Raw genomic sequence first — 12,393 nt, 5'->3', positions numbered from 1 at the left:
AAAAAGTGCTTTACCTCAGCGCTCAGTATGGCATTATCTATCTCGTTCCAACGATGTGCGTACATCGTATAATGGCTATTACCTCAGCCTTCCAAGCTGATGATGCGGGTTCGATTCCCGCTGTACGCTCCATCTCTTGCTTCCCCTTCTTAGAGATTGTTCTAGTTTTAAACTCCCAATTATTTAAAATTAAACGCTTTATTGCGTGTTTTTTCGTATCTGTCATTTTTATAAAACCACTTCTGATTTGTCCACTTCATTCTTACTTTGTTTATTACAAAAAAAGAACCCCACTTCGAAAAGCAGGGTTCTTATTCATTTAACTGTATTAGATAATTAATTACCTAGTTAGCTTAACCAAATTATTGTGGGTTAAGGCCTAATTGCTCTAGTACCAGTTTAAAGTTAGCACGACGTTCTTTAACGTTATGTACTTCACCAGTAGAACACACTAAATCAGGACAACCACGGTTTACGATACCAGATACATCATCGATAAACTCAGTACCTTTCATACCACCATCAACATACTTCTTAAGCTCGTTGTGGTAGTTCCAGTTACCGTATTGACCAGACTCATCAGGGTACGCTTGTACTGATGTAACCCAGTAGAATAGACCAGCAATCCACTTGATTTCTTTGTTCTCTTCAGAGCTACAAATTAAGCCTGGGTTTGAACAGAAATCCAGTTCAGCGTATAGCGGGTTCTCTGGTGGCGCTTCAACAACAACACCATCAATTGTTTTACCAATTGTCTCAGGATCAACGTGTGAACGGCCTAAGTAGTGGTTAAGTGTACCGAAGTTTTGACGACCTGTAGTTTGAATTACACCACGGCCCCACCAGCCACAACCTTGAACGCTTTCTTGGCTGCTGCCATCCCAAATAAAGCTACCCGCTTTTTGATCAACGTAAGTTTTACATGTATCACGTTCCCATACTTGCTTAGACGTATCTACAGCCGTTGGTACATCATTACAGTGACCGTTGTTTGTCCAACGACCCACACTTCCGTTTACAAGTAAACCACGCTCTTCAAGAACAGCATCAGGTGCAGCAAATACAGGAGCTGGAGCACCGTACCATTTCGCATGGGTTAGGGCACTTACTTCCATTTTGTCATCACGAGGACAAGAGTAAGCGTGATCTAAACCTGAAATAGGGTTAACACCGTAATCTGCGTATTTTTGACCAAGTTGACCACAGCTTGCAGACATTGGGTAATCAGCAGGAGCACCGTATTTGATTTCAGACCAGTTATTCTCATCACACGCATTGTAACGAATGGTTTCTTGCATACTTTGAGCTAGGAACGCAGCAATCGCTACTTTTGCATATTTGATGTTTGTAGCATCATCAACGTTTTCATCTAATAGCCAGAACTTGTTACCTGCAACACCAATGTTATGCATTGCATTCAAGCCTTCCATGAAGTCTGCCCACTTGTAAACCGTAGACGGAATCCATTGTGATTGAGGCGTTTCATACAAGAATGCAGTGTTGTTCATTGCGTCTTCAGCATTTGCTAATTGATTATTTAGTTCATCAATAACCGTTAGTTTGCCGTTTTCTGTTGTTTTACCAACGTAGTACAGTGGCATTTTAGCATCTTGGTAGCGTTCAATTTTAGCTGTTAGTTCAGCCGTGTTTTTATCAAACAGAATTGCGAACACGTTGCTGAATGCTGCTTTACGGATTTGTGGTTTGCTAGACTTGTCACCCATGAAGTAAGCAGAAGCTTGATCTGTTGGGATGTTGTTTAGCATTACCGGTGTTTTCACGTAATCAGAAACTTGCTTAACGTATTCCAAAGCATTGTGCCATTGGTCACTTGATAACGCTTCAGTCGTGTTTGATTTTGTGAACGCAATAAAGTCAGCTTTTGTTGCTAGTTCAGCTTTATAAAGCTCTAATTTATTCAGTAAGTCCGCAGAGAAACTAGACGCCTCATCCCAAACAGATTGTCTACCTGAGTGCGTATCAAAAGCAAAGTCACCAATGCTTAGAGACCAGCCGTAGCTTGCTTCTGGCGCAAGAGTAGAGATGATTAGGTGATGAGCGTTTGCCCAACCTTTTAAATCATTGCTTAGAGCGTTGATGTCATCAATATCAATCTTATTACCAGTGATATCCATCGCTTGTGTTAGTGCTTCTTTAACAGAAATACTGCTTGAAGATAACGCATTATCACGAGTCGCCTTATCAAGAACATCAGAGTTGATGATAATAGATGCTGAACCCGCTTGTGCAGCAGCATTAATGATAGATACAAATGTGCTTGTTAGTTTATCGAAATCAGCTAAATCAGCACTGTTACTTGCTTGGATCGTTAATGTCGTTGGTGCTGAAGTAGCAGGGCTCGCAACAACTAATGTATTTGGCCAGCCAGCAACTTCTAGACGTACTGGATCCATTGGGTTTGGTAGAGAAAGAAGCGGAGCAGTGCCCGGTTCAGTACCATCACAATTTAGATGAAGAGCCCATGAGTCATCACTACCTGGAATGGTTTTAGTCCAGTAGATTGCTGAGTAAGCGATGTTATCATGAACCATAATGTCACCACCTGTTGCGTGATCACCACGAGTCCAATCAGGATAAACATTAAAGTCTTTACATAAGTCACCTGGAGTTACAGGCGGCTCTACTGGTGGCTCTACCACATCTTCTTCAACAGTGATTTTTACTGTTGCTGTAGAAGAAAGATCTTGTGCATCAGTAGCGATAGCATTCAGAGTTACATTACCAGCTTGAGTTGGTTGCCAGTCACACGCAAATGTGTCTGTATTTGCTGCGTCAAATGAACAGATTTCTTTGTTGTTTGCTTTAACAACCAGTGTCGCTAAATCGTTATCAGCATCTGTTGCATTCACTGAAATTGAAAGGCTCTCAGTAACGTTGATTGTTGAACCATTAGCTGGAGTAACAAACTTAACTACAGGCGCAACGAAATCTTCAGTTACTTCTGCTTTTACAGTAACTGATACTGACTTTTGCTCGATCTTTTGGTTATTTTTATCGAAAACAAATACGTTAATCGTCGCATTACCTTCTTCACTTGGCGTCCAAGTTTGAGAGTATTGAGTGTTGTTTTGGTTTACTGTTTTTTCAGAAAGCTTGGTATTGTTCGCCCAAAATTCAACTTTAGCAGCTAAGTTACCATCAACATGTGCATTGATTGAGATAGCTTCATTAGCGGTTAACACTTGTCCAGCCGTTGGAGCAAGGATAGACAGTTCAGTCACTTCTGGCTCAGGATTTACCGGTTCGTCAGAACATTCTGTTAGCGTCCAGAACCAAGAACTTGCACTTGGTGTTTCCCAAACACCTGGGTTGTTTTGAGCAATGAAACATTGGTTTTCGTATGAAACTACATCGCCATTCTCAACTTGAGTTTTACCTGGAATAAACGGAATAATATCGCCTAAATCAGGATCTGGAGTCGGGTTTGGTCCTGGATTTGGACCCGGACCTGGATTTGGTTCACCTGAACATTCAGCAACATCCCAAAACCATGAATCCGCGGTAGGAGATTCCCAAACACCTGGGTTATTTTTAGCAATAAAACAGTCGCCATTGAAAGAAACCATATCTCCATTTTGAACTTTTGTTTCACCAGGAACAAAAGTAACAATGTTAGAAGTTGCACTTGCATCAGCGGCGTATAAATATCCGCTGAACATGACGCTAGTAATAGCGGCTGTTATTTTATTTAATTTTATCACTGCTTTTTCTTCTTTTTTATTTATCTTATCTAGATAAATTTATTAATTATAAAGGTGTGCGATGGATAGATTTCATCATCATTCGCTTCCTTGCCTATGATTGAATGAACCGTTTAAAAGGAGTTCATTCTGTTACGAAAAGGTTAATTCCTAAACCACTATAATTAGGCAAAAACCTCGAATCGAACCACGCAAAATTCATTTATTAATATCAAATTAATAGCTGAATTGAATTTTCGAGCATTCTAACCAGAAGAATTTTTAAGGATATCAAGAGTTTTTCAAAGTGTGATCTTGCTTCGAAAGTAATTCTTGGAATTGCGACTGCAATATGTTAGTTGTCTGTTTTTTTGACATAAAAGTCAGTTTTTTGTTGTTATTTTGACTTTTTAAAAGAGGTGATTTTTTAATGTCAAATCTATGGGTGGGTTTATTTTAATTCTGATTGGTAAACTTATATTTCAAAAATGATAAGGGTAACTTATCTTTTGATTGCGTTGTAAGTGCTTCCATTAATTTTTATGTAAATTATTTGTTTTATTTTTTCATATCATTTGTATTTTTAAACTAGGGTGTCTTGAGCTTGTTAACAAAATTACGTTTTTTATATGTTGGTATTAGATTTAAAAGCATAGTGTGTGAATAAACAAAACATAAAGTATTGTTACGGTCTATTGTCGTTGGCTTATATAAAATAAAAATAGATGAATACCTGACTTAAGATCACATAAATTTCATATGATTAATTGGATGTGAATTAATTCGTGTGAGTGAATTGAATGATAGAGGAAAAATAAGTAAAATCGCCTCACCAAATCGTTATACCTAAGCCTTATCAGCTTAATTATCACTACAACCAATTACTGTATTTTTGTTTATGGTTGTGGAGACCTACATGCATTTTAACTGCAAGCTTATTCCCAGCTCTTCTTTATCACACAAAGAGCTTGAATATATCCTTACGCCTGATGAATACGTTAGGTTGCTTTCGCGTGGGAAAAATTCACAGAGCATCATCAATCAATTACCTGTGCAACTACGCCAATCTTTGTCTATCTCCGCAAGTAAGAGCGTACAATCACTGCTATTTTCTTTAAACCAAAAGTTAACAAAAGCTGAGTGGATCGCTGTATCTACAACGATAAGAAAAACGGGGGTAAGTGATACCCAGCTTGCACAATATCCACAACTGAAGAAGCAAATAGATAGAGTTGAAACAACTCAACCTGCTAAGTTTGTTAAAGCAAATTATAAACCTGTTACTGATGATGTGCCTTTGGTTCGTAATCTGTTATTTACACCCGTTGAGCCATCGCCAGAACACAAGATTTCTATTGAGTTTGCAGGTCAGTGGCCAAATAATGCGGCGTCACTTTTATTGGCTAAATCAGGTGAGCAAAAAGAGAAAATAGCGAAACCAAGAGCCGATATTCATGCTTCACATCGTAGTATTGCGACATTTAAAGATTTAGAACCAGAGCTGAGAAACCTTTATCTCACTATTCCAATGAATGGTACTCCACAACCATTAAAACTTCTGCTTGCAGAAAATATTCAGCCTGTTGATAAAGAGACTGAAATGGATGAGTGGGATACGGTATTGGTGCCTGTTGTACCAATGAAGAAGTTAGGTGAAGAGTATTCTTTACATCAAACTGGTTATTTTTATGTAATTTGGAATGGAAAAGTATGGCGAGAAATTACGATTGATTCCAATGGTTACTTTTGTGATCTTGATATACAGCATGAAAGACAAGAACCTCTGCCAACACGACATGTGAATATTAATGCATCTGAATTTTTCCCTGAAGCCAATATGTCCTTTGAAAAATTTGAATTATATCAAGAAGGCCAAAAAGTATTTTCAGGTGAGTTGGATGTATGTGAACAATCAAGAGTATTTAATTTAGTTGCAGAAGAAGTTGAATTGAAATTTGTGGACTTTGATCACAATGAAATTCTTCTTACTACTTTTGAAAGTCCAATAAAAAACAGTGCTTCTAACGAACGCCAAGCGATGAGTTATCCAATGCCTCATGTATGGTTGCCTTATAAATTGTTAGGTGAAGTTCAGGCTGATTGTTATGTGTATTACAGCCAAACCTCATTATCCGATTCAGAAATAAGTTCGCTAGAAGCTAATTATGCGAATATCGCAGTGTCTATTGATGAAATGTCGGTTTATAGTCAGCAACAAGCGTTTGAAGGAGAACATATATATGCACTTCCTTTAGCAAAAAGTAGTTCATTTGGGGCTCATATTATTAATGAGCAGAATGATAGCAATATTGCTGCAATCGCTGTTATGCCACCAAAAAATCAAATCACATTACGCTACCGAATTTGCAGAACAACAGACCAGCCTGATGATTTCATGATGTTAAGAAATGAAGAGCAAGAATGGTCACAGAAAGTTTATTTCAGACAAGCAAAAGCTGACGATGAAGGTTTCTTAAATCTCCCTTTTTCTGGTTGGCCAAAAGAAGTTGAAGAAGTGGATATTATTCGCGGCGCAAGTGCTGATTTAGGGACAACAGAATACGAATTATCCGTTTTGAAAACAAAAATTAAAATTTCAGAATTAATAGGCTAGAACAATGAAAAAAATACTATTACTTGCACTATTTAGTATCACTCTAATGGGGTGTAATGACCCTGAAAGTGTGGCAGCAGAAGCAGCTCAATTAAGAGCAGAGCAACACCCAGATCGTACTTATGTGGGTGAGAATAACTATTACACAATGGAAAGCAGTGGTGATATTCAATTCACAACAAAAAAAGATTTAAAAGTAATGTATCAAGATTTCCCACGTTACTTTATTGAAAAAGCCAAAGAGTGGCCAAAAGAAGACCTTAATGATGCCAGCTCATACGATTTACCGCGTTTTCAATTTGCGTGGGCTAACTCAAGCTCAAAAGATGAATATGAGAGCGGGCTTAAAATTTGGAGCATGAAAACGATGGTACTGATTTACGTTTAGTGACGGATGCCACCATTGGTTTTGCATCTATTCGTAATTTAGCTCGTTCACCAAATAATCGTTACGTTGCTTGGGCAGGTTCAGGTGGTCAGAAAGGTGTGTATGATTTAAAAACGGGTAAGGTGACAGTTATACAGAATACGACTTCGCCACTTGATATGCTTTGGTCTGAAGACAGTCGCTATTTGTATCATGAAAGATATCGTAATCGTTATTCTCGTTGGGATTCTGAGACGGGTGAGATTAGTGAGGTTGATTTCGATGTAAGAACCACAGCAGTGAACTTTGGTGGAAAGCGAACGACTGTTTTAGATTTTGGCGTTTTGGTTGAAAATGCGAATACCAATGACGAGCTCAACTGGATTGGTGTCGATCGTTCACTGTCAATGGATGAACGTTCATTAGATGTAACTTCAATTGATCCTGAAGGTCGTTATGCATGGGGATCTAACCCTTCTTTTGGATTCTTTTTTGATATAGAAAAAGGAACTGTAAAGCAGATGACAACAGACTATACGCCTGCTCAAATTTTAGGGAAAGACGCTCATTTTAGTGCACTAGATAGCTTTGCTAAAGTTAGAATTGTTGATCGTGTTGGAGACCGTGTGTGGTCATGGCGCGCATTCTATTACGGTGCGCTATCAGGAGATGCAATTTTATATAATGGATTAGCGAACAATGGTCTGTGGTTTAAGGGGAATAACTAATGTCTGCTTTAAAAACTTATGACCATAGTGTTTATCTGTTAGGAGCATATTTTGATCTGCATGATAACGGACGGAAAAAAGAATTTAGAACTTGGCATCAATCATCTGATTTAACTGAGGATGATTTACACAATATACGCCCAATTCCTTTCACACCTGTTTTGGTTGATGATACTGAAAGCCCTGTATTATGGGCACGAACAAAGACGGTTTATTGTGTCAGCTAGGTTATTTTGATGAGAATACAGCACCTGAAGCCGTAGCAAAAAAACAAACCTTTTTGCGTCATAAGCAGCCATTAACTGTTAGTGAATTAAATTTAGATAAACCATATTCATTAATGTTTCCGCCATTGAATGTGATTGGACAACTGGCTGAAACACACACCAGTGTTAAAGCGTTAAACGATTCACTAAAAGATATTTATTCCAATAAATTAAAAGTTGAAGAAAAATATTCCAAATTAATTGAATTTACTATCAGTAAAATCAAAGTTAGCCAGTTAGCTGAACCTTATGAAAAAGAACCCGGTAAACCGCTGACAGATCAACAGAATGATTACAATGCTTGGTATGACAAAATTATAGCGAGTGAAGTAAAAGAGATTCAAGGCATCATTACTCCTGTTTTTCACTCGCTTGGGGTGGTGTTCAGCAGTGATTTGTATGTGGGAGCAGAAGTTTCTCTTATTAAAGTGAAATCAAAACAAGACAATTCAGGTGAAGTAGAAAAAGTCTTGGCCACGAGTTTTGTCACTAAACCTGATCCAAGTGATGATAAAACAAGTAACCCAGAAGATTATAAGAAAATAACACCTAGTGTCGTGTTTAATTTTGATCCTAAATTGATTGATGATGGTTATTTTCTGCTTCGTACGCGTTTTTGGGTCGAAGAATATTTAGAGCGACAGAAAGCAATTTTAGATGAAGGTATAGAAGTTACTTTTCCTGATTCAGTAAAGCAAGGGCAACTAAAATTTGAAGCTAGTATTGAGCATCCTGACAGCAAAACGGTACAAGACGTTTATACTTATGAACTGCATGAAAAAGTCACTTTTAAACCAATAAGCGGTTTTGGTAAGTTGGCTATGGTGTGTGGTGATTTGATCTCTCTTGAAGAGTGTTTAATTTATCAATACCCAACGGCATTACCTAGCTATTCTGATTTTATGACACAGCAAGGAAATACAGTGGCGTTAAAAGGCACTGGTATAGCCACGCTTGGTGTTGCATCCGCAGTGCAAAAGACAGCGCAATCTTACGCTCAAGGTTTTGCGACAAAAGGCATTGGTGTGTTTGGTGATTTATCTAGCCAGCAAATTGCGACCAGTGTGGCAAAAAATATTTGGGGTAAATTAACCGTTGAGGGTGTTTTACCTGAGCCACTTACTGCAGGAGCGAGTTTTTTATTTGGGCTGCAATCAGTTAAAGAGGCTCGTAATGCGTTTACAAAAGCGGTTAAGGTAACTGAAAGAGTACAACGATTTAATTTAACAACCACGCAAACTATAGAAAGAATGGTTCGTAAAAGTGTTATTAATAAACCGTTTATGCAGAATGCGCTAAAAGAAATGAAAGAAAACTTTCAAAACCAAGGAGCATCTGTTAGTACTCGAAACCTTGCTGCAAGCTGGTTTGAAGGAAGAGCTTATACAAAACTGGCTAAAGGCTTACCTATTGTAGATAGTATTGGCAGTATGTATGATTTTTATCAACTGGTAGATAAACAAGGTAAGTTGGAGAAACAGTCGGCCAAAGAACAAGATAACTTTGATAGTGCCGCTACAGACTATTTGCAAAAAATTGTGATGGTAAAAGCCGAGGCTGATTGGGCCCAACAACTTCTTGATGCAACATCGATTCTGAATAATAAAGGCAAAGAGCAAATAGCTCGTATTGTGTCAAAAAATTCGCAAGTAATTATTCATATCAATTTTAAGTTCAATTCGTGGGAACTACCGAATACCGGTACGACATTACGAAGTGATATTGATATGGTTTGTGAAAGAATTGCTGAATTATTAAAAGCACATCCAGATTATCGAATTCAAATTGAAGGTCATGCTGGACGAATAGGCAGTAATAAGGCAAATAACCTCGTTGCATTTAATCGTGCTGATGAAATTAAAAACGCGATAATAATTAAAGCCGATGATAAAACATTATCTGAACGTATTATTACTTTGTCACATGGCAACACTCAACCTATGAGTGCTGACAATGCCAAAGTAGATATGAGTGAAACAGGGGATGACTCAGCATTAGCTATTGATAGACGTGTTGAAATCAGTTTATTGCCACCTCTTTATTCGTTAGCTTTGCCGCCGAGTCGGACTGGTATGATTGATTTAGAAAAAATTCGTCAAGCCAAGCAAGCTTTTGATTTAGGATTAGATAATAATCAAAAAGAGCAAGTATCAGCGGTATTCAATTCTTTAATGGGTGTAGCAATGTTAACACCTATTGCTCCAGTTGCAGCTGGGGTTCTATTGATAAAAGAAGGAGCCAGTATTGCTGATAGCGGATTAAGCTTTTTAGATTCAATGTTAACTGAAGGGGCTTACAAGGATTTTAAAGCTAAATATAAGAATATTAATGAGTTAAATCAGCTAGGTAAGATTCACATTGAGGTATTGCAGCTGTATCGCGGCTTGCAAGAAGACATTGTAAGTAAAAGATATACTGATAAAAATAAAATAGTTGAATTTTTAAAGGCACAAAAAACATCTCGTGAGTTACAAAAACGCTTCTTGCTTCGAGCATTAGCATTAAATGGTTTAATTGAATTACTTGCCAGAATTTCATTAGGTAGCAGTTCAAATAGTGACTATAAAAAAGAACTCACAAGCGATCGAGTTCAAGACTATATAGAGACGTATATTCTTAATGATAATTGGGAAGCACCTTTATCTTCTTATAACACCATGGCTCAGAATTGGTTGAACCAAGTGAGAAATGATAACGTCAGTAAGTCATCGTCGGGCGCTAATTATTTTTATGGGCAACAAGTGAATGAATATTCTTACCATTCAGAATATTCACGAACAAAACATTTGGCTAAGCGAGCTAAAATTCAAGGTAAGTTTACGACTGGATTTCCAGTGCAGACCAGTTTGTATATGGATGATAAAGAGAGTGGTTTTGTGGATTTTGCTAAGTTGTTTGACAATAAAGCTCAAGACGTGAAATCTGATGATATTGGTTTTAGTCGTTTATTGGTACTTAAAGACCGAGATGATGACAAATCATGGACTCCTTATTCAAAGTGGAAAGAAGAAGGTAAAACGAACCGTATCACACCATTTACTCGTGTTAAATTACAAGTCGTATTAACTAAAAACGCTTCAGAAGATGCGAAGAAGTTCTTTAAAGCAACATTAAGTTATGGTTGTGATCGCGGTTGGCTTGATGTTAATGGCCCTCAATATCAAGTTTTGTTATCGGCAAAAGAAGTGTCTGATTTAACTGTGTGTGGGACTTCAGATAATGAGCTGATTTCATATTACACACAACAATTAGGTGATAACTATGTTGCGGATAAAGAAGGAACACAAACGTTAACTGCTGTTGAGTTTGAACCCACTTATTGGTTCGGTGAGTATGAAATTCCCGGTCTTAAGCCTTTGTTTTCTGGTTATTCGCAGTGGGAAAGCTTTGATTCATGGAAAAAAGACGATAAATATAAAGCGCTGTCATATTTCTTTAAGCTTAATAATAATTTATTGATACTCGATACCTCAATTGAAATACCTAGTTCAAAAGGTATTGAGATGAAAACTATCGGTTCGATGGGACAAACGCTTTCTGAAATCAAGCAAATGAAAAATATTGCTTCACACATGAAGTATGGCATTGATGATAATAATACCTATGGGCTTCAATGTCATAGTGATGGGAGTGTTGATACATCAACTAAACCGTTATATCTCTTTGATGGATTAGGTAATCAAAGTGCGGTAATTAATGAAGCTGATTTGCTCGTTGAAAGCTTTGTTAAAGCGAATGAAAGTACTAAAGGTGCTGGTAAAAAACCATATATAGAAGGGCATGTCACCCCGCTTGCTGCACTAAATATAGGAAATAAATTTGAGTGGTTTGATAAGCAAAAACCAATAAATTCGCAACAATTTAATTGGGGTAAAGAGCAATCAGCATCGATTTATGTGGCTTTATTAGCAGATAAAGATAATAGTGAAGATTATAAGAGTATTGGTTTCAATCTTGATAAAATCACTATGCAGCTAAAGTTAAGTATTGAGGAACAGGATTCAATTATTGGAAAGGCTGACTCAAAGGGAAAAGGGCCAAGTTATTTTAGTTCTGTTTTCCATGTTATGGACATTAATTATGAGCTTGAAAATATAGTGAAATATTCGAAAGGCAATACCTATAAAGATATAGACTCTAATTATGTTGAATTTGATGCTCAAACTGAAGAGAAGCAATCCTTTGTAAATTTTGCTTCTCAAGTGTTTGAAAGAGTTAAAGGTGCGCCACAATCAATGCTGCATGTAGGGACGCGAACTAGAAAAGTTTATATCATGAAATTCGATTTAGACTATATATCCCCAACAGGCAAAAAGGTAAAAGGATTAAGACCGTTTGGACCGATACTAGATGATGACACCGGTGAAATTTATTCTTCTGAATTACGTCTTTTTGGCTTATACCAAGAAGGTATTGATAAGGTTGAAAGTAAATATTTATCAGGTTCTCCATTATCAATAGCATTACCAGAAAGTAAGAGTTTTTATGAGGGGAATTTACCTTGGACTCAAGTAGGAAATAAATTAGATAAGGTCAATATATCGGCTCAAACAAAATGGGAATCTTTGCAGAAAAAAGGTAAAGAAGAACAGAAAAAATGGTTGAAAGGTTGGATAAAAGATAAAACTGAAACTCGATCTGCACCATCTGAACAAGGTATAAGTTGATTTCTTAATAAAAAACCGCCTTCGGGCGGTTTTTTTGTCGATAGAAAAAG

6 protein-coding genes and 1 tRNA gene are annotated in these 12,393 nt (G+C 37.3%); 6 read left to right on the top strand and 1 reads right to left on the bottom strand.

The genetic code is table 11. From position 1 onward, the window contains the following. Window positions 1-57 precede the first annotated feature (57 nt). Window positions 58-132 (top strand) — tRNA-Gly (locus AAFX60_017855). 230 nt (window positions 133-362) lie between these two features. On the opposite strand, the gene AAFX60_017850 is transcribed toward AAFX60_017855, so the two are convergent. After that, a complete protein-coding gene (locus tag AAFX60_017850; GenBank protein ID XDF79046.1) occupies window positions 363-3,722 on the bottom strand; it encodes an Ig-like domain-containing protein in 3,360 nt (1,119 codons plus the stop codon). Between the two features lie 895 nt (window positions 3,723-4,617). Here AAFX60_017850 and AAFX60_017845 point away from each other — a divergent pair. The 5 genes from AAFX60_017845 to AAFX60_017825 are packed head-to-tail and all read left to right on the top strand — an operon-like array spanning window position 4,618 to window position 12,343. Further along, window positions 4,618-6,315 (top strand): hypothetical protein, encoded by a 1,698-nt coding sequence (locus AAFX60_017845; protein XDF79045.1) that lies wholly within the window; start codon window positions 4,618-4,620, stop codon window positions 6,313-6,315. 4 nt (window positions 6,316-6,319) lie between these two features. Continuing rightward, a complete protein-coding gene (locus AAFX60_017840) occupies window positions 6,320-6,703 on the top strand; it encodes a hypothetical protein (protein ID XDF79044.1) in 384 nt (127 codons plus the stop codon). Continuing rightward, window positions 6,667-7,410, top strand: a complete 744-nt coding sequence (locus tag AAFX60_017835; protein XDF79043.1) for a hypothetical protein — start codon at window positions 6,667-6,669, stop codon at window positions 7,408-7,410. The genes AAFX60_017840 and AAFX60_017835 overlap by 37 nt, the downstream gene beginning before the upstream one ends. Next, window positions 7,410-7,637, top strand: a complete 228-nt coding sequence (locus AAFX60_017830) for a hypothetical protein (GenBank protein ID XDF79042.1) — start codon at window positions 7,410-7,412, stop codon at window positions 7,635-7,637. Before AAFX60_017835 ends, AAFX60_017830 begins: the two co-directional genes overlap by 1 nt. Continuing rightward, complete coding sequence (locus tag AAFX60_017825) at window positions 7,601-12,343, top strand: OmpA family protein (GenBank protein XDF79041.1); 4,743 nt, start codon at window positions 7,601-7,603, stop codon at window positions 12,341-12,343. Before AAFX60_017830 ends, AAFX60_017825 begins: the two co-directional genes overlap by 37 nt. Window positions 12,344-12,393: the final 50 nt, after the last annotated feature.

This window comes from Aliivibrio fischeri (assembly GCA_038993745.2).
GTDB lineage: Bacteria > Pseudomonadota > Gammaproteobacteria > Enterobacterales > Vibrionaceae > Aliivibrio > Aliivibrio fischeri_B.
Note: the sequence above shows the minus strand (reverse complement) of the source record. Positions and strands in the feature narration are given on the sequence as shown.